This window comes from Ruegeria sp. YKSF070, assembly GCF_059612725.1.
The window spans coordinates 179013-200952 of the sequence record NZ_JBXWRD010000001.1 but is presented as its reverse complement, the minus strand read 5'-3'; the positions used below and the strand labels follow the sequence as shown (position 1 = coordinate 200952).

Annotated in this window: 21 protein-coding genes; 12 read left to right on the top strand and 9 right to left on the bottom strand. The window is 64.3% G+C overall.

Annotated features, from left to right (window positions below; all coding sequences use genetic code 11):
* Positions 1-114: 114 nt before the first annotated feature.
* Positions 115-1257, top strand: coding sequence for an amidohydrolase (locus tag AC2FL1_RS01020; RefSeq protein ID WP_496875704.1), 1143 nt, complete (start codon positions 115-117; stop codon positions 1255-1257).
* 2 nt (positions 1258-1259) lie between these two features.
* A complete protein-coding gene (locus AC2FL1_RS01015) occupies positions 1260-2453 on the top strand; it encodes a diaminopropionate ammonia-lyase (RefSeq protein ID WP_496875703.1) in 1194 nt (397 codons plus the stop codon).
* An 18-nt stretch (positions 2454-2471) separates the two neighbouring features.
* Here AC2FL1_RS01015 and AC2FL1_RS01010 read toward each other — a convergent pair whose 3' ends face one another.
* Positions 2472-3452: a DUF808 domain-containing protein gene (locus AC2FL1_RS01010; RefSeq protein ID WP_496875702.1), complete on the bottom strand. Its 981-nt coding sequence runs from the start codon at positions 3450-3452 to the stop codon at positions 2472-2474.
* A 183-nt stretch (positions 3453-3635) separates the two neighbouring features.
* Here AC2FL1_RS01010 and gap point away from each other — a divergent pair, with 183 nt between their 5' ends.
* Positions 3636-4637: a type I glyceraldehyde-3-phosphate dehydrogenase gene (gap, locus tag AC2FL1_RS01005; protein ID WP_496875701.1), complete on the top strand. Its 1002-nt coding sequence runs from the start codon at positions 3636-3638 to the stop codon at positions 4635-4637.
* 75 nt (positions 4638-4712) lie between these two features.
* Positions 4713-4856, top strand: coding sequence for a hypothetical protein (locus AC2FL1_RS01000; RefSeq protein WP_496875700.1), 144 nt, complete (start codon positions 4713-4715; stop codon positions 4854-4856).
* Positions 4857-4955: 99 nt separating this feature from the next.
* On the opposite strand, the gene coaD is transcribed toward AC2FL1_RS01000, so the two are convergent.
* From coaD to AC2FL1_RS00985, 3 genes are all read right to left on the bottom strand, one after another.
* Positions 4956-5453, bottom strand: coding sequence for a pantetheine-phosphate adenylyltransferase (gene coaD, locus AC2FL1_RS00995; RefSeq protein WP_234143985.1), 498 nt, complete (start codon positions 5451-5453; stop codon positions 4956-4958).
* Between the two features lie 93 nt (positions 5454-5546).
* Positions 5547-5981, bottom strand: a complete 435-nt coding sequence (locus tag AC2FL1_RS00990; RefSeq protein ID WP_496875699.1) for a CBS domain-containing protein — start codon at positions 5979-5981, stop codon at positions 5547-5549.
* Positions 5982-6041: 60 nt separating this feature from the next.
* A complete protein-coding gene (locus AC2FL1_RS00985) occupies positions 6042-6944 on the bottom strand; it encodes a LysR family transcriptional regulator (protein WP_496826121.1) in 903 nt (300 codons plus the stop codon).
* A 105-nt stretch (positions 6945-7049) separates the two neighbouring features.
* Between AC2FL1_RS00985 and AC2FL1_RS00980 the strand changes: the two genes are divergently transcribed.
* Both AC2FL1_RS00980 and AC2FL1_RS00975 read left to right on the top strand, forming a co-directional pair.
* Positions 7050-8549: a CoA-acylating methylmalonate-semialdehyde dehydrogenase gene (locus tag AC2FL1_RS00980; RefSeq protein WP_234136926.1), complete on the top strand. Its 1500-nt coding sequence runs from the start codon at positions 7050-7052 to the stop codon at positions 8547-8549.
* A gap of 260 nt (positions 8550-8809) precedes the next feature.
* On the top strand, positions 8810-9409 hold the full coding sequence (locus AC2FL1_RS00975) for a L,D-transpeptidase (protein WP_496826123.1): 600 nt from the start codon (positions 8810-8812) through the stop codon (positions 9407-9409).
* A gap of 125 nt (positions 9410-9534) precedes the next feature.
* Here AC2FL1_RS00975 and AC2FL1_RS00970 read toward each other — a convergent pair whose 3' ends face one another.
* Entirely contained in the window at positions 9535-10380 is an 846-nt protein-coding gene (locus AC2FL1_RS00970) for a class I SAM-dependent methyltransferase (protein WP_496875698.1), read from the bottom strand.
* A gap of 132 nt (positions 10381-10512) precedes the next feature.
* Here AC2FL1_RS00970 and AC2FL1_RS00965 point away from each other — a divergent pair, with 132 nt between their 5' ends.
* From AC2FL1_RS00965 to AC2FL1_RS00945, 5 genes are all read left to right on the top strand, one after another.
* Positions 10513-11628: a carboxylate-amine ligase gene (locus AC2FL1_RS00965; protein ID WP_496826127.1), complete on the top strand. Its 1116-nt coding sequence runs from the start codon at positions 10513-10515 to the stop codon at positions 11626-11628.
* Between the two features lie 196 nt (positions 11629-11824).
* Positions 11825-12967: an acyl-CoA dehydrogenase family protein gene (locus AC2FL1_RS00960; RefSeq protein WP_496875697.1), complete on the top strand. Its 1143-nt coding sequence runs from the start codon at positions 11825-11827 to the stop codon at positions 12965-12967.
* Between the two features lie 7 nt (positions 12968-12974).
* Positions 12975-14015 (top strand): enoyl-CoA hydratase/isomerase family protein, encoded by a 1041-nt coding sequence (locus tag AC2FL1_RS00955; RefSeq protein WP_496875696.1) that lies wholly within the window; start codon positions 12975-12977, stop codon positions 14013-14015.
* A 2-nt stretch (positions 14016-14017) separates the two neighbouring features.
* Entirely contained in the window at positions 14018-14890 is an 873-nt protein-coding gene (gene mmsB / locus AC2FL1_RS00950; RefSeq protein WP_496875695.1) for a 3-hydroxyisobutyrate dehydrogenase, read from the top strand.
* Positions 14891-15072: 182 nt separating this feature from the next.
* Positions 15073-15465 (top strand): hypothetical protein, encoded by a 393-nt coding sequence (locus AC2FL1_RS00945; RefSeq protein ID WP_496875694.1) that lies wholly within the window; start codon positions 15073-15075, stop codon positions 15463-15465.
* A 3-nt stretch (positions 15466-15468) separates the two neighbouring features.
* Here the strand turns inward: AC2FL1_RS00945 and AC2FL1_RS00940 are convergent, their stop codons facing one another.
* From AC2FL1_RS00940 to AC2FL1_RS00930, 3 genes are all read right to left on the bottom strand, one after another.
* On the bottom strand, positions 15469-16935 hold the full coding sequence (locus tag AC2FL1_RS00940; RefSeq protein ID WP_496875693.1) for a sulfatase-like hydrolase/transferase: 1467 nt from the start codon (positions 16933-16935) through the stop codon (positions 15469-15471).
* 91 nt (positions 16936-17026) lie between these two features.
* Positions 17027-17608, bottom strand: a complete 582-nt coding sequence (locus tag AC2FL1_RS00935) for a VOC family protein (RefSeq protein WP_496826137.1) — start codon at positions 17606-17608, stop codon at positions 17027-17029.
* A 51-nt stretch (positions 17609-17659) separates the two neighbouring features.
* Positions 17660-18445, bottom strand: a complete 786-nt coding sequence (locus tag AC2FL1_RS00930) for an MmyB family transcriptional regulator (RefSeq protein WP_496875692.1) — start codon at positions 18443-18445, stop codon at positions 17660-17662.
* Between the two features lie 122 nt (positions 18446-18567).
* Here AC2FL1_RS00930 and AC2FL1_RS00925 point away from each other — a divergent pair, with 122 nt between their 5' ends.
* Positions 18568-19002, top strand: a complete 435-nt coding sequence (locus AC2FL1_RS00925) for an excinuclease ABC subunit A (protein ID WP_496875691.1) — start codon at positions 18568-18570, stop codon at positions 19000-19002.
* 21 nt (positions 19003-19023) lie between these two features.
* On the opposite strand, the gene uvrA is transcribed toward AC2FL1_RS00925, so the two are convergent.
* A complete protein-coding gene (uvrA, locus tag AC2FL1_RS00920) occupies positions 19024-21939 on the bottom strand; it encodes an excinuclease ABC subunit UvrA (protein ID WP_496875690.1) in 2916 nt (971 codons plus the stop codon).
* Between the last annotated feature and the right edge of the window lies 1 nt (position 21940).

The following is a 21940-nucleotide window of genomic DNA, read 5'->3' as shown; positions in this document are numbered from 1 at the left end:
AGATCACCATCGGCCAAGACGCGCAAAAAATTTAGCAGCATCCTGCGAAGCACGATGTAACACACGCACAGATTCCGCCTATCCTGCGGCAAATCCCCAACCGGAGTCGACAGGATGGATTTCGCCGCGCGGCTGACGCACCTCAGGCACGACCTGCACCGCCACCCCGAGCTTGGCATGGCCGAGACCCGGACCAAGTCAGTGGTAGCGGCACATCTGCGCGATCTCGGGATCGAGGTGCACGAGGGCGCGGGCGTGGTCGGCGTGCTGCGTGCGGGCAGCGGCAATCGCGCCATCGGGCTGCGCGCCGACATGGACGCGCTGCCGATCACCGAGACCACCAGCCATGACCATGTCTCGACCATTCCCGGCGTGATGCACGCCTGCGGCCATGACGGGCATATGACCATGTTGCTGGGCGCCGCCGAGGAGTTGGCGCGCGCCGCCGATTTCGACGGCACCGTGGTGTTCCTGTTCCAGCCCGCCGAAGAGCACGGGCTGGGCGCGCGCGCGATGATCGACGAGGGCGTGCTGGAGCGGTTTCCCATCGACGAAGTCTATGCCATCCACAACCTGCCCGGCGCGCCCCTCGGCCATGTCTCGACCCGGCCCGGCCTGATCTGCAACAGCGAGACGCTGTTCCAGATCGACATCACCGGACAGGGCGGCCATGCCTCGATGCCGCAGGCCGGGGTCGATGCGATCACCGTGGGGGCCGAGATGGTGACCGCGCTGCAAACCGTGGTCGCGCGCAAGCTGGCGCCCGCCTCGGGCGCGGTGATCTCGGTGACCGAATTCCTGACCGATGGCCAGCGCAACGTGCTGCCGGGTCATGCCACGCTCAAGGGCGACTTTCGCGCCCGCGCGCCGCAGGATCGCGCCGAGATCCAGCGTTTCATGGAGCAGATCGCGCGCGGCGTGGCGGCGGCGCATGGGGTTCGCGTCGCGGTCGACTTCGACACTCAGTTCGTCGAGACGATGAACGCGCCAGAACCGGCACAGGCGGTCTGCCGCGCCGCCCGCGCGGCGGGGCTGGAGGTCGAGGGGAACCGTGAGCCGATGAGTTTCTCCGAGGATTTCGCCCATTTCACCGCCGCCGTACCCGGCTGCTTCCTGCTGATGGGCAACGGGACCGAGGGCGCCCATGCCCAGCCCCTGCATGCCTCGGATTACGATTTCAACGACGCGCTGCTGCCGATCGGGGCCGCCTTCTGGGCGGCACTGGTGCGGGACCGGCTGCCGCAAAGAAAGGACTGAAAATGAAAGACCTTCTGCCCGCCGCCCATCTGGGCCATGTCTCTTGTTCGCCCGCCCGGGGCGATGCCGCCCACCGGGTGCTGTCGCCACAGGATTTCGACGCCGCCGAGGGTGAGATCACCCAATGGGACGGTTACGCCCCGACCCCGCTGGTGGCGCTGTCGGCCTTGGCCGAGGCGATCGGCGTCGATGAGATCCGCTACAAGCACGAAGGCCCGCGCTTTGGCCTGGGCAGTTTCAAGGCGCTTGGCGGCGCCTATGCCGCCCTGGGCGTGTTGCAACGCGAGATTGCCCGCCGCACCGGCGCGCAGGTCGAACTGGCCGACATCCGCGCGGGCAAGCATCGCGACGTGGTGGCCGGGATCACGCTGGTTTCCGCCACCGATGGCAACCACGGCCGCTCGCTGGCCTGGGGCTGTCAGCGCTTTGGCGCACCCTGTCGCATCTATATCCATGCCGAGGTCAGCGAGGGCCGCGCCCAGGCGATGCGCGATCTGGGCGCCGAGGTGATCCGCATCGACGGCGATTACGACGCATCGGTGCGCATGGCCAAGGACGAGGCCGAGGCGCATGGCTGGTTCGTGGTCTCCGACACCTCGTGGCCCGGCTATACCGATCCGCCGCGCGACGTGATGGCGGGCTATGGCGTGATGGTGCGCGAGATCTGCCGCGAAATGGACCGGGCGCCCACCCATGTCTTTCTTCAGGGCGGTGTCGGCGGGCTGGCTGCCGGGGTGACCGCCGCGCTGGTGCAGCATTGGGGCGAGGCGGCGCCGCGTGTCGTTGTTGTCGAACCCGACCGCGCCGCCTGTCTTTATGAAAGTGCACGCGCCGGGGCGGCCACTGCGGTCGAAATCGCCGAAGAGACCATCATGGCGGGCCTGTCCTGCGGCGAACCCTCGCCGCTGGCCTGGGAGATCCTGGCAGAGGAGGCCCGTGATTACCTGACCATCCCCGATACGCTGGTGGCGCCTACCGTTCGGCTGCTGGCGCATCCGCTGGGCGGCGACCCGGTCGTCGAAGCCGGCGAAAGCGCGGTGGCCGGGCTGGCTGCACTCATCGCTGCCCGCAGCGATGCGGCGCTGAGCGACAGTCTGGGGCTGGATGACAGCGCCCGGGTGCTGCTGATCGGCTCCGAAGGGATCACCGACCCCGAGATCTATGCCCGGATCATGGCGGGCGAGGATATGGTCTGACCCCTGTCCAAGGGGCACTCAGTGCCCCTTGGCATCCAATCCCTTGCCGGTGAGCATCCGCCAGAGCGGCGCGATCAGGCGGGTGGCCAGCGGGATCAGCACAAACCCCAGCGCCAGACCCAAGACCCCGTCCAGCGCCGCCTTGGTGATCCATTCCACCGCGCCGGTCCAGCTTTCAGGCACCGCATGTCCGGCCGCATAGGCCAGGTCGTGGATATGGTGGCCGAGCCAGCCAAAGCCCAGCACCTCCATCCCGTGGATGACGATCGAACCGCCCACCCACAGCATCGCCGCCGTGCCCACCACGGTCAGCAGATGCATGAAGCCCGGCATCCCGCGCACCAGCCCCCGACCAAAGGCGCGGGTGGGGCCAAGCCGTCCGTTTTCAGCCAGATATAGCCCGACATCATCCGCCTTGACGATCAGCGCAACCGAACCATAGACCGCCACGGTGATGCCGATCCCGGCCACCGCAAGCGTCGCCGCCTCCATCCAGAAACCGCTTTCGGGAATCGCGGCGAGGATGATGGTCATGATCTCGGCCGACAGGATGAAATCGGTCTTGATGGCCCCGGCGGCCTTTTCCTCTTCCAGATGCAGCGGGTCGCCCGGCTCGTCCTCCTTGAACACATGACTGGTGTCATGCGGCACCAGCACGTGATAGACCTTCTCCGCGCCTTCGAAACACAGATAGGCCCCGCCCAGCATCAACAGCGGCGCGATCAGCCAGGGTGCGAAATTCGACAACAGCAGCGCGGCGGGCAGCAGGATCAGCAGCTTGTTGCGGATCGAGCCGCGCGCGATTTTCCAGATGATCGGCAATTCGCGCGCGGGGGCAAAGCCGTGTACGTATTTCGGCGTCACCGCCGCATCGTCGATCACCGCGCCCGCCGCCTTGGCGCCCGCCTTGGCCGCCTGCGCCGCCACATCGTCGACCGAGGCCGCCGCGACCTTGGCAATTCCCGCCACATCATCGAGAAGGGCCAGCAATCCGCTCATGCCCGCTTCCTTTCATCCTGCCCGCGTTCTGGTCAACCTACCCTAACAGCCGCGTGGCGCAAGCGTTAGCGCAACCGGGGCAAGTTTGCGCTAACACCTTCAAAATAAATCGGTTTTGCCCTTTCTGAGCGCGACAGTGCCGTCTATATGGCGGGACAAATTCACGTCTGCCGGAGTTTCACAATGACGATCAAGGTTGGTATCAACGGTTTTGGCCGCATCGGTCGTTGCACCCTGTCCCATATCGCAGCCTCGGGCCGCGACGATATCGAGGTGATCAAGGTCAACGCCACCGGCCCGCTGGAGACCGCCGCCCATCTGATCAAATATGACAGCGTGCATGGCCGTTTCCCGGGCGAGGTCAGCATCGGCGAAGGCACCATGAACCTGGGCCGGGGCGACATGCAGATGTTCTCGACCTATGACCTGAACGAGCTGGACTGGTCGGGCTGCGACGTGGTGCTGGAATGCACCGGCAAGTTCAACGATGGCGAAAAGGCCAAGGTGCATCTGGAACGCGGCGCCAAGAAGGTGCTGCTGTCCGCCCCCGGCAAGAACGTGGACAAGACCATCGTGTTCGGCGTCAATGACGACCAGCTGACCGCCGCCGACACCATGATCTCGAACGGGTCCTGCACCACCAACTGCCTGGCGCCGCTGGCCAAGGTGCTGGACGAGGCCTTCGGCATCGAGCACGGCATCATGACCACGATCCACGCCTATACCGGCGACCAGCCGACGCTGGACCGCCGCCACAAGGACCTGTATCGCGCCCGCGCCGCCGCGATGTCGATGATCCCCACCTCGACCGGGGCCGCCAAGGCGCTGGGTGAGGTGCTGCCGAACCTCAAGGGGCGGCTGGACGGATCGGCGATCCGGGTGCCGACGCCGAATGTCTCGGCTGTCGACCTGACCTTCCGCGCCGGGCGCGATGTGACCACGGCCGAGGTGAACGCCGCTGTTGAGGCCGCAGCCAGCGGCCCGATGAAAGGCGTGTTGGGTTACGAGCCCGCGCCGCTGGTCTCGACCGATTTCAACCACACGCCCGAAAGCTCGATCTTTGCCCCGGACCAGACCCGCGTGGTGGAAAACCGCATGGTCCGCGTGCTGGCCTGGTATGACAACGAATGGGGTTTCTCGGTGCGCATGGCCGATGTGGCGGTGGCGATGGGCCGTCTGGGCTGATTTCCGCTGACCCTCTTGAGACAATGCGCCCGCTCAGGTTATCTGGGCGGGCGTTTCTGTCGGAGCCGGGACATCATGACAAATCAGATCTCCATTTGGCTGGGCGTCATCCTGCTTGGCACGGCGATGCTGGATTTCGCCATGTTCGGGACCGAACACATGCTGTTTCTGGGCAAGAAACTGTTCGACCTGCTCGAATGGCTGGCCTTCTGGCGATAGGGCGCTCGCCGGACCGCCATGCGATCCGGATACCCGTTTGGCCCGGTTGCGGCCATTTCGTATCAAGTCATCAGGAAAAAACCGCAGTAGGCGGAACGCTTACGCCCTTCCCAACCGCTCCTTGAGGGCATCGTTGACCCTAGGTGGCACGAATTTCGACACGTCGCCCCCCAGCCGCGCGATTTCCTTCACCAGTTTCGAGGCAATCGCTTGACGGCGGGCATCGGCCATCAGGAACACGGTCTCGACACTGTCGTCCAGCGCGCGGTTCATGCCGACCATCTGGAACTCATATTCGAAATCGGCCACCGCGCGCAGGCCGCGCACGATGATCTGGGCGCCCACGTCGCGTGCGCAGTCGATCAACAGATTCTCGAACGGATGTGCGACGATCTCGGTGCCGGTCTCGGCGCTGAGCGCGGCACATTCCGCCTCGATCATCGCGACCCGTTCTTCAAGCGTGAACAGCGGCCCCTTGTCGCGATTGATCGCCACACCGATCACCAGCTTGTCCACCAGCGCAGCAGCGCGACGGATGATATCGACGTGACCCAGAGTAATCGGGTCAAAGGTTCCGGGATACAAACCCACTCGCATCGGGGCCTCCTGCGCAATAATCTTGCTGCGCAAGCAAACATATCTCTGCCGCAGGTGCAAGCATTCCAACCTGCGGCAAAGCGCTGTTTGCGATTAGTGGCCCATGATCATGCCTTCGAGGGCGTTCTTCTCCATCGCCAGTTCAGCCAGTTGCGCCTTGACCACGTCGCCAAGAGTGACCAGGCCGACCAGCTTGCCCTCTTCGACAACGGGCATGTGGCGGAAGCGGCGCTCGGTCATCTGGGTCAGCACGTCCTGTACCTTGGAATCACGGCCGCATGTCACCAGATCCTTGGTCATGTAGGCGCTGACCGTTTCGCTCAGACAACCGCTGCCACTGACGGCCAGTTCGCGCACGATATCACGCTCGGAGAGGATCCCCAGCGCCGTTTCGCCATCGTCCGAGACGACCACGGTGCCGATACGCTTCTCTGCCAGAATCGCGGCGGCCTCTGCCACGGTGGCCGCGGCGCTGACGGTCACGACCCCGTCACTGGCCTTGGACTTGAGAATGGCCTGAACGAGCATATGCAACACCTCCGAAATATCTCTTCATATTCAAAAGCGTTGCGCCATTGCGCCGCCCTGTCAAGATGTGGCGTCAGCCTCAAGCCGTGCTACCTCGTCGCGGATCCCACGCGTCAGCGCCTCGGCAAAGCGGTTTAGCCGCTCGCTGCGCTGGTCGCCCTGATGCCGGACCAGATAGAAAGAGCGCGTCAGACTGACCTGATCGGTCAGGATGCGCCGCAGATTGCCATGGAACGGCAGGGTGAAATCATGCGCCACGCAGATGCCCGACCCGTGCCCCGCCTGGCGCAGTTGCACCGAAACCGAATTCGAGGCCAGCGCCACCCGTTCGATCCCGATATCGTTGAGGTAATCCAGTTCGCGATCAAAGATCATGTCGGGGATATAGCCGATCATCCGGTGACCGCGCAGGTCGGCCAGCGTCTCGATGGGGGGATGCGTGCGCAGGTAGCGACGCGAAGCCACCATATGCAGCCGGTAATCGGTGATCCTCTGCACCAGCAGATGCCCCGCCGTGGGCGCGCTGACGGTGACGGCCATGTCCGCTTCGCGCCGCGACAGGTTGATGACACGCGGCAGGGCGAGGATCTGGATATCCAGTTCCGGATTCTCGTCGCTGATCTGGGCGCAGACCTGCGGCAAAAGGTAGTTGGCGCTGCCATCGGGCGCACCGATGCGGATCTGACCGGTCAGCCCCTCGGTGGTGCCGGCCAGCGCCTCCGAGGCGCTGCGCATCGCCGCCTCGGCCTGTTCGCCATGCGAAAGCAGCCGCTCACCCGCCGCGGTCAGCGTGTAACCCTGCGGCGATTTGGCAAACAGCGGTGTATCATAGGCGGCTTCCAGCCGGGCGATGCGGCGCCCGACGGTGGCCGGATCAAGCTTCAGCTGGCGTCCCGCGCCCGACAGGCTCTCCTCGCGCGCAACCGCCAGAAACACCTTCATATCGTCCCAATGTGGATCCATCCCGCCCTCGTCGTTGCATTCTTGCAAAACGCTTTTGAAATCTTGCCTCTTTTCTCGGGATTTTCGCAAGCCTAAAGTGCCGCCAACCAACCCGGAGGAGATCCCATGCAGGAACTGACCCACTATATCAACGGCGAACATGTCAAAGGCACCTCGGGCCGCTTTGCCGATGTCTTCAACCCCGCCACCGGCGAAGTGCAGGCCAAATGCCCGCTGGCCTCGACCGAGGAAATGGCCCGCGCGGTTGAAATCGCCGCCGCCGCCCAGCCCGCCTGGGCCGCCGTCAACCCGCAGCGCCGCGCGCGGGTGATGATGAAATTCGTCGACCTCCTCAACCGCGACATGGACAAGCTGGCCGAGGCGCTGAGCCGCGAGCACGGCAAGACCCTGCCCGACGCCGCAGGCGACGTGCAGCGCGGGCTGGAAGTGGTGGAATACTGCATCGGTGCCCCCCACATGCTGAAGGGCGAGTTCACCGACAGCGCCGGCCCCGGCATCGATATGTATTCCATGCGCCAGCCGCTGGGCGTCACCGCTGGTATCACTCCGTTCAACTTCCCCGCCATGATCCCGATGTGGATGTTCGCGCCCGCCATCGCCTGCGGCAACGCCTTCATCCTGAAACCGTCCGAACGTGATCCGTCAGTACCGCTGATGCTGGCCGAACTGATGGAAGAGGCCGGTCTGCCCAAGGGCATCCTTCAGGTCGTCAACGGCGACAAGGAAGCTGTCGACGCGATCCTGTACAACCCGGTGATCCAGTCGGTCGGCTTTGTCGGCTCGACCCCGATCGCCGAGTACATCTATGGCACCGGCTGCGCCCAGGGCAAGCGCGTGCAGTGTTTCGGCGGCGCCAAGAACCACATGATCATCATGCCCGACGCCGATATGGACCAGGCCGCCGACGCGCTGGTTGGTGCCGGTTACGGCGCCGCGGGCGAACGCTGCATGGCCATTTCGGTTGCCGTGCCGGTGGGCGACGAGACCGCCGACCGCCTGATCGAGAAACTGGTCCCCCGCATCGAGAAACTGAAGGTCGGCCCCTATACCGCCGGCAAGGACGTGGATTACGGCCCCGTTGTCACCGCCGCCGCCAAGGAGAACATCCTGCGCCTGGTGAACTCGGGCGTGGAACAGGGCGCCAAGCTGGTGGTCGATGGCCGTGATTTCAGCCTGCAGGGCTACGAGGACGGCTTCTTTGTCGGCCCGCATCTCTTTGACCATGTCACTCCCGACATGGACATCTACAAGAAAGAGATCTTTGGCCCGGTCCTCAGCACCGTTCGCGCCAAGAGCTATGAAGAGGCGCTTGGCCTTGCCATGGACCACGAATACGGCAACGGCACCGCGATCTTCACCCGCGATGGCGACGCCGCGCGCGATTTCGCCAACCGGATCAATATCGGCATGGTCGGCGTCAACGTGCCGATCCCGGTGCCGCTGGCCTATCACACCTTTGGCGGCTGGAAGAAATCCGCCTTTGGCGACCTGAACCAGCACGGCCCCGACGCGTTCAAGTTCTATACCCGGACCAAGACCGTCACCGCCCGCTGGCCCTCGGGCATCAAGGAAGGCGGCGAATTCTCCATCCCCGTGATGGAATAAACGCCCTACGGAAACGCCCCGGCCCCTGCGGACCGGGGCGTTTCCACCTCTGGACGGTCGCGTTCGGCGCGTCACGGCCCCGCTCCGGCGGCCTCGGCCAACCTTCCAGCGCAGGACCCCCTTCCTGCCGCTCTCGACTTATGACAAACGCGTGAGCAGCCGCGTTTCGACACAATCGGATACAGGTTTCCCCCTTTTCCATTGCACCGATTGCAGCAATATATCCTATGGCTAATCAGGCAGGAAAACCGGAGTTTCACATGTCCACCACCCGCATGACCCGCCGTGCAACCCTTCTCGGTGCCGCGGCAGCCCTTGCCGCGCCCGCACTCGCCCGCGCGCAGTCGACCGACGCTTTCCCGACAACCGAGACCGCAATTCGCGATCAGGTGCCCGTCCGGCGCAACATCTCCTCTTTCGCGCAGCAGAACTGGCAGGACCATTTCGAAAAACTCGGCGTCGGCTGCCTACTGGCCGATATCACCAGTCGGGCAGTACATTACTGGGGCGCCGATGGCAGCTACAAGCTCTATCCATCCTCGGTCCCGATGACCGAGGAGCTGACCCGCCGCGGCTATACCGAGGTGGTGCGCAAGACGGTCAATCCCAGCTGGACGCCCACCGCATCGATGCGCGAGCGTGACCCGACCCTGCCGATCCGGATCGAGGGCGGCGAGGTCGGCAACCCGCTGGGCACCCGCGCCATGTATCTGACCTGGCCCGCCTATCTGGTGCATGGCACCCATGATACCCGCAAGATCGGACGGCAAAGCTCCTCGGGCTGCATCGGCCTCTACAACCAGCATGTCGAGGAACTTTACGAGTTGGTCCAGGTCGGCACCCAGGTCCGCCTGCTCTGACCCTTTCCTCTTGCCGCAAATATCCCGGGGTCCGGGGCAGCGCCCCGGGGCCTGCGCGGCCCGAGCGCAATACAAAAGCGTGCGCGCACCGAGCGCGCCTTTTGCTAACAGCCGGGCGCCAAATCCTAGAGCTTGCGGATCCACAGCGACTGCGCCCGGCCCTGGGCCAGAAACGGCAGCGCCTCGACCGCATCGGGACGCGCCCGTTGTAGATAGTAGCCGGGCCAGAGCAACTCGTAGCCGCCTGACTGCAACAGCGCATGCAACACATATTGCTCGCCCCAGGACGGGCAGTCGTAAAAGAAGCGCTTGGGATATTCATAGGGCAGGAACACATCGTGCACATGAATGACCACGCCCGGCGCCAGCGCCGGGATGATGCGACAGAACAGATGTGCCACATCATTGCTCATCCGTACCTGATGGCTTGAATCGATGAACAGCACATCGTCGGCCTCGAGCCCGGCGAATAGCGCCGGGTCCACCTCTTCCAGACGGGCCTGTTCGAAGTGGTCGACCACGCCCGCGATTTCGGCGCGCGGCCAGGGGTCGATCGCGGTGATCTCGGTCTCCAGCCCGCCATCCAGCACCGCCTGCCGCGTGATCCGGGTCGAGTTGCCGCAGCCCACCTCGATCACCCGGCGCGGCTGATAGCGGCGGATCATCAGGTACAGCGCTTCGGCATCGGGGGTGTCGTAATAGCCGTTGCCGCTGCGATATCCGGTCTGGTTGCGCGTCGGGTCGTGCAGGGCCGCCAGCGCGTCGGCATGCTGCGCGTAATCCTCGATCAGCGGTGCCAGATCGAAGGTCCGCATCCCGGGGCTCAGCGCATAGGCCGCCGTCTCCAGCCCGCCGCGCGCCTCGAAATCGGCCAGCCGGACCTGTTCCGCCTGCGCCTCGCGCGCATCGCTCAGCGCCACGCCCCAGCGTGACAACCATGCATTTGTCCGTGGAAATCTGCGTTTCTTCATCCCGTTGCCCCGCTCTGTCAGCCTGTCCCGGCCCGTTCCTTACCCGTCCCGGCGCGTCAGGCCAACGCCATTCCTGCTTGGCAAAGCCACCTGTTGCCTGTTCACTGGTCTGAAACCGGCAGTGGAGGGGTCATGCAAAAAGAATTCACACTCGGCATCGAAGAGGAATATCTGCTGGTCGACCGCGACAGCCTGCATCTGGCCGAGGCGCCCGAGGCGCTGATGGAAGCCTGTCAGGCCGATTGCGAAGGCCAGGTCAGCCCGGAATTCCTGCAATGCCAGATCGAGGTCGGCACCCGCCCCCATGCCACCATTGCCGCCGCGCGCGACGATCTGAAACGTCTGCGCGCCTGCGTCTCAAAACGGGCGGCCGAGCATAACCTGACCCCGATCGCGGTCTCCTGCCACCCGTTCGCCAGTTGGAAGGACCAGCACCACACTCGCAAGGAACGCTACGACGCGCTGCAACATGCGTTGGGCGGGGTGGCGCGGCGGATGCTGATCTGTGGCATGCATGTGCATATCGGGGTCGAGGACAAATCACTACGCGCCGATCTGATGCCACAGCTCAGCTATTTCCTGCCGCATCTGCTGGCGCTGTCGGCCTCGTCCCCCTTCTGGAACGGAGAGGATACCGGTCTGTCCTCTTACCGGCTGACCATCTTCGACAACCTGCCGCGCACGGGCCTGCCGCCCACATTTGCAAGTTGGGCGGAGTATGAACGCACCACGGGCATTCTGGTCGAACTGGGGGTAATCGAGGACACTACCAAGATCTGGTGGGACCTGCGCCCCTCACACCGGTTCCCGACGCTGGAGACGCGGATCATGGATGTTCAGCCCCGGCTGGAACATGCGCTGTCGCTGGCGGCGATGAACCAGGCGCTGATGCGGATGCTGTGCCGGTTGAAGGCGCGCAACCTGCGCTGGCGCCATTACGACCGGTTTCTGGTGGGCGAGAACCGCTGGCGCGCGCAGCGCTATGGCGTGGGCGAAGGGCTGATCGATTTCGGCGACCGCTCGCTCAAGCCGATGACGGTGCTGATGGACGAGCTGATGGGCATGCTGTCGGAAGATGCCGAGGCTCTCGGCACCCTGCCCGAGATCGCCCGGCTGCGCCAGATCGCCGAACATGGCAATTCGGCCACCCGACAACGCCGGGTCCATGCCGAGGCGCTGGCCCGGGGCGAGGATGCGGGGCGTGCCGTTGTGCGCCACCTGATCGAGGAGTTCCACGCGGATTTATAGTCGGAGGGGCGCTGCCCCTCTTGGCTTGCGGCCAATTCACCCCGGAGTATTTAAGGCAAAGTGAAAGTGCTTAGGGCGGCGCGCTTTGCATTTCTGCATAGGGTATTTGCGGCATTGACGCTTGATCGGATACCGGCGCGGCGGTAAGAAATAAACAACTGTTCAATTCTGCTGTCCTGCCGATGGAGGAAACGTCATGGATTTTGCACTGACCGAGGAACAGACCGCGATCTTCGACATGGCCCACGCATTCGGCCAGGACAATATCGCGCCTTATGCCCGGCAATGGGAGGCCGAGGGCACCATTCCCAAGGACCTGTGGCCGCAGGTGGGCGAGCTGGGTTTTGGCGGGCTTTACGTCTCCGAGGAGGCCGGCGGCGCCGGGTTGAGCCGGCTGGATGCCACCCTGGTGTTCGAGGCGCTGAGCATGGCCTGCCCTTCGGTCGCGGCCTTTCTGTCGATCCACAACATGTGCGCCAAGATGCTGGACAATTTCGCCAGCGATGAGCTGAAGGCGCGGGTGATGCCGGATGTCCTGTCGCTCAATACGGTGCTGAGCTATTGTCTGACCGAACCGGGCTCGGGCTCGGACGCGGCGGCGCTGAAGACACGGGCCGAGAAGACCAACGAGGGCTATGTGCTCAACGGCACCAAGGCCTTCATCTCGGGCGGCGGCTATTCCGATGCCTATGTCTGCATGGTACGCACCGGCGAGGACGGGCCCAAGGGCATCTCGACCGTCTATGTCGAGGACAGCACGCCCGGCCTGAGCTTTGGCGCGCTGGAGCAGAAAATGGGCTGGAAGAGCCAGCCCACCGCCCAGGTGCAGTTCGATGATTGCAAGGTGCCCGCGGGCAACCTGGTCGGCATCGAGGGCGACGGGTTCAAATACGCGATGATGGGGCTGGATGGCGGGCGGCTCAATATCGCCTCGTGCAGCCTGGGCGCGGCGCAGACGGCGTTGAACATGACGCTGCAATACATGGGCGAGCGCAAGGCCTTTGGCAAATCCATCGACCAGTTCCAGGCGCTGCAATTCCGGCTGGCGGATATGGAGATCGAATTGCAGGCCGCGCGCACCTTCCTGCGCCAGGCGGCGTGGAAGCTGGACAACAAGGCGCCCGATGCCACCAAGTTCTGCGCCATGGCCAAGAAATTCGTCACCGAGACCGGTTCCAAAGTGGTGGATCAGTGCCTGCAACTACATGGCGGTTACGGCTATCTTGCCGATTACGGCATCGAGAAGCTGGTGCGTGACCTGCGGGTGCACCAGATCCTGGAAGGCACCAACGAGATCATGCGGGTGATTGTCGCCCGCCACATGCTGGCCAACCGCTGAGGATCAGATGGCAGATATCGACATCCGGGTCACGGGACGCGCCGGGCGGATCACCCTGACCCGCCCGCAGGCGCTGAACGCGATGAGCTATGACATGTGCATGGCGATCGACGCGGCGCTCAGGAACTGGCGCGAGGACGATGATGTCGCGCTGGTGATCATCGACGCCGAGGGCGACAAGGCGTTCTGCGCCGGGGGTGACATTGCCGAGCTGTATGACACCGGCACCAAGGGCGATTACGGCTATGGTCGCACCTTCTGGCGCGACGAATATCGCATGAATGCGATGATTTTCGAGTATCCAAAGCCGGTGGTGAGCTTCATGCAGGGCTTCACCATGGGTGGTGGAGTCGGCATCGGCTGTCACGGCTCGCACCGGGTGGTGGGCGAAAGCAGCAAGATCGCGATGCCCGAATGCGGCATCGGGCTGGTTCCGGATGTGGGCGGCACGCTGATGCTGGCGCTGGCGCCGGGGCGGCTGGGCGAATACCTGGGCACCACCGCCGGGCGGATGGGGCCGGATGACGCGATCCATGCCGGGTTTGCCGATCTTTTCATTCCGATGGGTGACTGGGGGGGGCTGATCGAGATGCTCGAGGCCTCGGGCGATCCGGCTGTGCTGGCCTCGCATACGCAGACACCGCCCCCGGGCGAGTTGCGCGCCATGCAGGCGGAGATCGACCGCCATTTCGGCGGCGAGACGTTGGGGGATATCCTGACCTCGCTCAAAGGCGATGGCGGAGAATTTTCGTCGAAAATTCTCGCCGGCCTCGAGCGGAATTCGCCGCTGTCCATGGCCTGCACGGTGGAGATGCTGCACCGGCTTCGCGGCGCGACGCTGAGCATCCGCAAGGCGCTGGAGCTGGAATACCGCTTCACCTATCGTGCCATGGAAAAGGGCGATTTCCTGGAAGGAATCCGCGCTCAGATCATCGACAAGGACCGCAATCCGCGCTGGCAATATGCCGATCTGACGGTGCCCGCAGTGGCGGTATCGGCCATGTTGCAGCCGCTGGGCGCCGAGGCGCTGACATTCGAGGAGGAATAGGCATGAAAATCGGTTTCATCGGTCTGGGCAATATGGGGGCGCCGATGGCGGCCAACCTGGCCAAGGCGGGTCACGAGGTGACCGGGTTCGACATGGCGCCGGTCGAGGTGGCGGGCGTGGCCCGCGCGGCCAACGCGGCCGAGGCCGCGCGCGGTGCCGATGTGGTGGTGACCATGCTGCCCAACGGCCAGATCCTGCGCGCCGTCGCGGCCGAGGTGATCCCAGCGATGACTGCTGGCGCGGCGCTGGTCGATTGCTCGACCGTCGACGTGGACAGCGCCCGTGCGGTGGCGGCGGAGGCCGAGGCGGCTGGACTCCTGGCGGTCGACGCGCCGGTCTCGGGCGGGATCGGTGGTGCGGCCGTGGGCACGCTGACCTTCATGGCGGGCGGCTCGGAGGCGGCCTTTGAAAAGGCCAAGCCTCTGTTTGACATCATGGGGCAGAAGGCCGTTCATTGCGGCGATGCAGGCGCCGGACAGGCCGCCAAGATCTGCAACAACATGATCCTGGGCGTGACCATGATCGCCACTTGCGAGGCCTTTGCGCTGGCCGACAAGCTGGGGCTGGACCGGCAGAAAATGTTCGACGTGGTTTCGACCTCGTCGGGCTATAGCTGGACGATGAACGCCTATTGCCCGGCACCGGGAGTGGGGCCGCAATCGCCCGCCGACAACGATTACAAGCCCGGTTTCGCCGCCGAACTGATGCTCAAGGATCTGCGGCTGAGCCAGCAGGCCGCCGGCAGCGCCGATGCGGATACGCCGATGGGTCAGCTGGCCGAGGCGCTATACGCCCGGTTCGTCGAGGAAGAGGATGGCAAGGGCATGGATTTCAGCGCCATGCTGCCCCGGTTCGAGAAACGCACACGGGGATAAGGGGCGCCGCCCCTCTTGGCCTGCGGCCAATTCACCCCGGGAGTATTTCTCACCAGAAAGAAGCCAGACCCCTCGGCACCCCTGCCGGCGGGTTTTCGCGTATCGATTTGCACAAAACCCGTTTTGACCTCATCTATTTCCCAGATCCGGCCAGTCGCCGGACGCAATCGGAAGGTAAACGCATGAAACGGATACTCCCGGGATTGCTTGTCCTGAGCCTGTCCCTGTCAGCCGCACCGGTGCTGGCCGGAAATGGCAATGGGAATGGCAAGGGCGCCCAGAAGGGCGAGAACAAGGTCAAGGTGACCCGCTCGGCCAACCCGGCCAACGCGGTGCACTGTCCGCCGGGCCTGGCGAAGAAGGCGGTGCCCTGTGTGCCGCCCGGACAGGTGAAGGCGCGCTATGGCATCGGCGACCGTATCGACGGGGATTATGTCTGGATCGACAACCCGTATCGCTATGGTCTGAAGCAGAATGGCTATTACGTTCGGGCGGGCGACTATGTGTATCAGGTCGATCGCGACACCCACAAGGTGCTGAACCTGATCGGTGCTGTGGCCGACATCCTGAACTGAGCGTCACGAGCGCACATAGTTCCGGCCCGTATCCGGGTCGGGACGATAATCCCAGGCGGTGCCGTTGCGCTGCATGGCGGCGTTGACCACCTGTTTGAGCGGCAGCCGCTCCCAGACCTCGCGCGCGATCCGCTCCAGATCGAAACTGCCGCCGGTGATCACCCGGTCAAGCCGCGCCTCGGTTTCGGCAAGGTCCGGCTCTCCGGCCCGGTTGTGCCATTCGCCCGGGTCCTCGGCCAGATTGTAGAGCTGCCGCGCCGAACCATGGCAATAGTGATATTTCCAGTCGCCCAGCCGCACCATGAAACTGGGCCGCATGATGCCCTCGCCATGGTACTCCGAAACGATGGGTACGGTATCCAGCCCCTGCCCCCGCACCGCGCCCAGCAGGGATCGTCCCTCGAGCGGCGCGACCGGTGTCTGACCGGCCAACTCGATCAGCGTGGCGGGCAGGTCCAGCAGCGACACCGGCGTGTCGATCCGGCTGGGTGCCGCGCCGGGCAGGTCGATGATCAGCGGGATGCGTGCCGACCATTCATAGAGGCTGCGTTTCTGGATCAGCCCCTTTTCGCCCAGCATCTCGCCATGATCCGAAGTGACGATGATCACCGTCTCGTCGCGCTGGCCGGTCTCGTCCAGCACCTCGAGCAACGCACCGATCTTGTCGTCGACATAATGAGCCAGCGCCGCAAAGCCGCGCCGCATGGCGATCAGGTTCCGGGGGTCGCGAATCTCGTGGCCGCGCTGATGCAGGCCGTGCCAGCGCCGCAGCGCGTGATCGAAATCGGAATACCGCGCGTCCATGTCATCGGGATAATCCGGCAGCGGGATGTCGGCGTCCTTGTACATCTCCCAATAGGGGCGCGGCACCACATAGGGCGGATGCGGGTTGGTAAAGGAGACGGTCAGCATCCAGGGCCTGTCCGGGGCGTGGCGCAGGTATTCCAGCGCCCGGAACTGGGTCTCCTCGTCATATTGCAGCTCTTTCGACCAGCCGGGTCCGATATTCTCAGCCAGGTATTGCGGCGTGAAATCAAAGGCCTGGAACGAGGCGTCCCCTTCGGGCGGCAGCGGATAGGACCACAGGAACCCCGAAGGGTAGATATCGGGGTTCAGGCGCCGCTGGAATCCGTGCAACTGGTCGGCGCCGATGAAATGCATCTTGCCCGACAGCACCGTTTCATAGCCCGCATTGGTCAGGTAATGGGCAAAGGTGGGAAGGAAACTGTGATAGGGATCGCCGTTGTCGTAGCAACCGGTGGTCGAGGTATACAGCCCGGTCATGAAACAGGATCGGGCCGGCACACAGATCGGGCTGGGCGTATAGGCATTGGTGAACTGCACCGCGCGGTCGGCCAGTCGGCTCAGATGCCGGGTGCGGGCACCGGTGCCACCGCAGGCCTCGAGCATGAAGGGCGTCATCTGATCGGCCATAACCAGCAGGATGTTGGGCCGTTTCCGCGTTGCCATCAGGCGTCCTTTCAACTCGGGAAGGGTCGCACGCAGCATGGACCGCCAAATGGGGCGGTGTCAGCAAGGAAATTGACTTCCCACCCCCGATTTACCAGGGGTTTTTCGGCCCCCGATCTTTGGACAGGCTATCCTGCCGATCGCTCACCAGCGCCTCGATTGCATCGGCCAGATGGATGCGGTCGATATTGTAGTCACCGCGCGCCACCCGGATCCGGTGCGCGCGGATCAGCACATCGGCATGGGTGCAACCCACCGGCGGGTCGAACCGATAGCTGGCCAGTTCGATCAGTAGGCCCAGCGGATCCTTGAAATAGATCGAATCCATAAACCCCCGGTCGCGCGGGCCGGAATGCTCGATGCCGCGCTCGTCCAGACGTTCGACCGCCTGCCAGAACGTGGCCTGTGACACGTTGAAGGCGATGTGATGCACGCAGCCCGGATCGGTGGGCGTGCGGTCGGGCGTTCCCTTGCGCGTCTCGTTGGTGAACACGGTGATCAGGCGCCCGTCGCCGGGGTCGAAATAGACATGGCCCTCGTCCGGATTGTCGAGATTGGGCTGATCGAACACGAAGGGCATGCCCAGTACCCCCTCCCAGAAATCGATGGTGCTCTGCCGGTCGGCGCCGGTCAGGGTGATGTGATGCACGCCCTGGGTCTGCAACTTGCGCATTGTCGTCCTCCTCTGATCCCCGGTCAAAGCATAGCGCAATGGCTCGGTGTCTCAATCTCCGGGCGTTGCATTCCCCCAGAGCACCTGTACCGCGTGCCGGGTGGCGTCATCGGCGGGAAAGAACATCTCGATCCTGAGTTCGGACATGGCGATGTCGCCGGTGGCGCCGAACTGGGTGATCGTGGTGAAAAAGGAAAGCACCGCCGCCCCCAGCCGGTAACGCGCCGGGATCACGGCAGGCATTGGATCGCCCGCCGTGTCGGGCTGGGCGGCGACCCTGTCCGCCAGCCGCGCCACCGCCCGTTCCAGCACCGCGTCGCGACCGAAATGCGCCAGTTCGGTACGCAGGCGTGCCAGGCTCAGCCGTTCGATCTCGGCCCGGTTCTCCAGCGCTGCCGCCAGCGTGGGATTGTCCAGAAGCGCGTCGATCAGACTGTCCCCCGCCCCCAGCCCGGTGGCGGCAAACATCGCCTGGGCCGGGTGGTTCATCGCCTTGAGGCACCAGTGCCGGTCTACCGCCATCGCTGGATAGGGCGCGTGGCGGGACAGCATCCAGTCCACCGCCTGCGTCAGCGGCGCCATTTCGGGCGCATCGCCTGCCCGGTTGTGATAGGCAGGCGCCAGCCCCGCCGATGTGAGCCAGCGGTTGCGGGCGCTGCCGGGCACCTCCAGCTCGTCACAGAGCCGCAGCACCATGCCCCGGCTGGGTCGGGCACGCCCGGTTTCCAGAAACGAGATGTGGCGGGGCGAGACCCCGGCGGAGAGGCCCAGATCCATCTGGCTCATCCGGCGCAACTGGCGCCATTCCCGTAGTACAACTCCGAATGTATCCGTCATCCCTGCCCTCCGCTTGTCCCAGCATAAGGCATCGGGCGCGGAATTCACTTACCCCTCAGGTAATTGTTTTACCGCGCTTTGCGGTGACAGGCTGACCCCAGCATCAGAAATGGAGAGATAAGATGACCCACGACCGCGCCACCCGCCTGTTGTCGCTCGCCGCTGTTGTCAGCGCGCTGTTCGGGCTGGCGATGTTCGCCACCATCGCGCTGGACCAGCGCGCGGCACTCGAGATGTTTCTGGACCTTGCCATATTGCCGCTGGACGGGGCAGACCGGCTGGACAGCGCCGCCGTGCGGTTGATGACCGCGATCAGCGGTGGTTTGCTGGTCGGGCTGGGCGTGATGATCTGGCAGGTGGTGCGCGACGTCTATGCCAGCGACGCCGAGACTGGCGGGCGGATCATCCTGCGCGGGGTGCTGGCCTGGTTCGTGATCGACAGCGCCGGATCGGTTCTGGCCGGCGCCGCGTTCAACGTGGTGATGAACAGCGGGTTTCTGGCGCTGTTCCTGCTGCCGCTGCTTTTGGCGAGGCAGGCGCGGGCGCATCCTGCCTGAGTGCGCCCGGGGTAGCGGCGGTTATTCCGCCGCCACCCGCTCAGAGTTCAGCATCGGTTTCAGGTAGCGCCCGGTATGGCTGCGCTCGGCATTGGCCACGTCCTCGGGCGTGCCCTCGGCCACGATCATGCCACCGCCATCGCCGCCCTCGGGCCCGATGTCGATGATCCAATCGGCGGTTTTCACCACGTCCAGATTATGTTCGATCACCACCACCGTGTTGCCCTGCTCGACCAGTTCATGCAGCACTTCGAGCAGTTTGCGCACATCCTCGAAATGCAGGCCCGTGGTGGGTTCATCGAGAATATAGAGCGTGCGCCCGGTCGAGCGGCGGCTGAGTTCCTTGCTGAGCTTCACCCGCTGCGCCTCGCCGCCTGAGAGCGTCGTGGCCTGCTGGCCGACCTTGATATAGCCGAGACCGACGCGCGACAGCGCGTCCATCTTTTCGCGGATCGACGGCACCGCCTTGAAGAACTCCTGCGCGTCTTCCACAGTCATATCAAGCACATCGGCGATGCTCTTCCCTTTGAACTTCACCTCCAGCGTCTCGCGGTTATAGCGCGCGCCCTTGCAGGTTTCGCAGGTGACATAGACGTCGGGTAGGAAGTGCATCTCGATCTTGATGACGCCGTCGCCCTGGCAGGCCTCACACCGGCCACCCTTGACGTTGAAGCTGAACCGCCCCGGCTTGTAGCCGCGCGCCTTGGCCTCGGGGAGCCCTGCGAACCAGTCACGAATGGGCGTGAAGGCACCGGTATAGGTGGCGGGGTTTGACCGCGGGGTGCGCCCGATGGGGCGCTGGTCGATGTCGATCACCTTGTCGAGGAACTCGAGCCCCTTGATGGTTTCGCAGGGCGCGGGCGTCTGACGGGCGCCGTTGAGGCGCATGCTGGCGGTCTTGAACAGGGTCTCAATGGTCAGCGTCGATTTACCTCCGCCGGAAACACCGGTGACACAGACGAATTTGCCCAGCGGGAAATCTGCGGTGACCTCGCGCAGGTTGTTGCCCGTCGCCTTGACCACCGTCAGCTTTTTGCCGTTGCCCGGGCGGCGCTCGGCCGGGACCGATATCTCGCGGCTGCCCGACAGGTATTGCCCGGTGACCGAGGCCGCATCGGCGGCGATCTGGGCGGGCGTGCCGTGGCTGACCACCTGCCCGCCATGCACGCCCGCACCGGGGCCGATATCAAAGACGTAATCGGCCTCGCGGATCGCTTCCTCGTCATGTTCGACCACGATCACCGTATTGCCCTGATCCCGCAGGTTCTTGAGCGTCGTCAGCAGGCGGTCATTGTCACGCTGGTGCAAACCGATGGACGGCTCGTCAAGCACATAGAGCACACCGGTGAGGCCGGAACCGATCTGGCTGGCCAATCGGATGCGCTGGCTTTCGCCGCCCGACAGCGTGCCACTTGAACGTGACAGCGTAAGATATTCCAATCCCACGTTATTCAGGAATCCCAGTCGCTCTCGGATTTCCTTGAGGATGGCCCGGGCAATCTCGTTTTTCTGGGCGCTCAGCGCAGCGGGCGCGGTGTCGATCCAGGCATAAGCCTCCTTGATCGACATCTGCACCACTTCGCCCACATGCAGGCCCGCGATCTTGACCGCCAGCGCCTCGGGCTTGAGCCGGTAGCCACCGCAGGCACCGCAGGGCCGGTTGTTCTGGTATTGCTCGAACTCTTCGCGGATCCAGTTGCTGTCGGTCTCGCGATAGCGGCGTTCCATGTTGGGGATGACGCCTTCGAAACTGCGGGTGACCTGATAGACGCGACCACCCTCGTCATAGCGGAACGGGATTTCCTCGTCGCCCGAGCCGCGCAGGAACACCTGCTGCACCTTCTCGGGCAGATCCTTCCATGGGGTGTTCTTGTCGAACTGATAGTGGCGGGCGATGGCCTCGATCGTTTGCAGGAAATAGGGCGACTTGCCCTTGCGCCAGGGCGCCAGCGCGCCGTCATAGACCTTGAGGCTCTGATCTGGCACCACGAGACGTTCGTCAAAAAACAGCTCGACCCCCAGGCCGTCGCATTTCGGGCAGGCGCCATAGGGGGCGTTGAACGAGAAGAGGCGCGGTTCGATCTCGGGGATGGTGAAGCCCGAGACCGGACAGGCGAAATTCTCGGAAAAGGTGATGCGCAACGGCTCTTCGGTCTCTTGCGAGCCCTCCTCGCCCGGCGACGAGGCCCCGCCCGGGGCCGAGGAGCCGCCCCGTGGCGCGGTCTCCAGAATCGCGATGCCCGAGGCCAGATCCAAAGCGGTACGCAGGCTGTCGGCCAGCCGGGTTTCAAGCCCCTCGCGCACCACGATCCGGTCCACCACCACGTCGATGTCATGGCGGAACTTCTTGTCGAGAGTGGGCGGCTCGTCCAGCTCATAGAACTGGCCGTCGACCTTGACCCGCTGAAAGCCCTGCTTGCGCAGCTCCAGGAATTCCTTGCGATATTCGCCCTTGCGGTCGCGCACGATGGGGGCCAGCAGATAGCCGCGCGTGCCCTCCTCCATCGCCATGATCCGGTCGACCATGTCCTGCACCTGCTGCGCCTCGATGGGCTGGCCGGTCGCGGGGCTATAGGGCGTGCCCGCGCGCGCGAACAACAACCGCATATAGTCATAGATCTCGGTCACCGTACCAACGGTCGAACGCGGGTTCTTGCTGGTGGTTTTCTGCTCGATGGAAATCGCCGGGGAAAGACCGCTGATATGGTCCACATCCGGCTTTTCCATCATGTCCAGGAACTGGCGGGCATAGGCCGACAAGCTTTCGACATAGCGCCGCTGGCCTTCGGCATAGATGGTGTCAAAGGCGAGGCTCGACTTGCCCGACCCGGAAAGGCCGGTGATCACCACCAACTGATCGCGCGGAATATCCACGTCGATCCCTTTGAGATTATGCTCGCGCGCGCCGCGTACCTCGATGAACTTCTGCTCAGCCATG

Excerpts from the sequence above, each read along its gene's own strand:
- AC2FL1_RS01020 (WP_496875704.1), top strand. The coding sequence starts at position 115 with ATGGATTTCGCCGCGCGGCTGACGCACCTCAGGCACGACCTGCACCGC.
- AC2FL1_RS01015 (WP_496875703.1), top strand. The coding sequence starts at position 1,260 with ATGAAAGACCTTCTGCCCGCCGCCCATCTGGGCCATGTCTCTTGTTCG.
- AC2FL1_RS01010 (WP_496875702.1), bottom strand. The coding sequence starts at position 3,452 with ATGAGCGGATTGCTGGCCCTTCTCGATGATGTGGCGGGAATTGCCAAG.
- gap (WP_496875701.1), top strand. The coding sequence starts at position 3,636 with ATGACGATCAAGGTTGGTATCAACGGTTTTGGCCGCATCGGTCGTTGC.
- AC2FL1_RS01000 (WP_496875700.1), top strand. The coding sequence starts at position 4,713 with ATGACAAATCAGATCTCCATTTGGCTGGGCGTCATCCTGCTTGGCACG.
- coaD (WP_234143985.1), bottom strand. The coding sequence starts at position 5,453 with ATGCGAGTGGGTTTGTATCCCGGAACCTTTGACCCGATTACTCTGGGT.
- AC2FL1_RS00990 (WP_496875699.1), bottom strand. The coding sequence starts at position 5,981 with ATGCTCGTTCAGGCCATTCTCAAGTCCAAGGCCAGTGACGGGGTCGTG.
- AC2FL1_RS00985 (WP_496826121.1), bottom strand. The coding sequence starts at position 6,944 with ATGGATCCACATTGGGACGATATGAAGGTGTTTCTGGCGGTTGCGCGC.
- AC2FL1_RS00980 (WP_234136926.1), top strand. The coding sequence starts at position 7,050 with ATGCAGGAACTGACCCACTATATCAACGGCGAACATGTCAAAGGCACC.
- AC2FL1_RS00975 (WP_496826123.1), top strand. The coding sequence starts at position 8,810 with ATGTCCACCACCCGCATGACCCGCCGTGCAACCCTTCTCGGTGCCGCG.
- AC2FL1_RS00970 (WP_496875698.1), bottom strand. The coding sequence starts at position 10,380 with ATGAAGAAACGCAGATTTCCACGGACAAATGCATGGTTGTCACGCTGG.
- AC2FL1_RS00965 (WP_496826127.1), top strand. The coding sequence starts at position 10,513 with ATGCAAAAAGAATTCACACTCGGCATCGAAGAGGAATATCTGCTGGTC.
- AC2FL1_RS00960 (WP_496875697.1), top strand. The coding sequence starts at position 11,825 with ATGGATTTTGCACTGACCGAGGAACAGACCGCGATCTTCGACATGGCC.
- AC2FL1_RS00955 (WP_496875696.1), top strand. The coding sequence starts at position 12,975 with ATGGCAGATATCGACATCCGGGTCACGGGACGCGCCGGGCGGATCACC.
- mmsB (WP_496875695.1), top strand. The coding sequence starts at position 14,018 with ATGAAAATCGGTTTCATCGGTCTGGGCAATATGGGGGCGCCGATGGCG.
- AC2FL1_RS00945 (WP_496875694.1), top strand. The coding sequence starts at position 15,073 with ATGAAACGGATACTCCCGGGATTGCTTGTCCTGAGCCTGTCCCTGTCA.
- AC2FL1_RS00940 (WP_496875693.1), bottom strand. The coding sequence starts at position 16,935 with ATGGCAACGCGGAAACGGCCCAACATCCTGCTGGTTATGGCCGATCAG.
- AC2FL1_RS00935 (WP_496826137.1), bottom strand. The coding sequence starts at position 17,608 with ATGCGCAAGTTGCAGACCCAGGGCGTGCATCACATCACCCTGACCGGC.
- AC2FL1_RS00930 (WP_496875692.1), bottom strand. The coding sequence starts at position 18,445 with ATGACGGATACATTCGGAGTTGTACTACGGGAATGGCGCCAGTTGCGC.
- AC2FL1_RS00925 (WP_496875691.1), top strand. The coding sequence starts at position 18,568 with ATGACCCACGACCGCGCCACCCGCCTGTTGTCGCTCGCCGCTGTTGTC.
- uvrA (WP_496875690.1), bottom strand. The coding sequence starts at position 21,939 with ATGGCTGAGCAGAAGTTCATCGAGGTACGCGGCGCGCGCGAGCATAAT.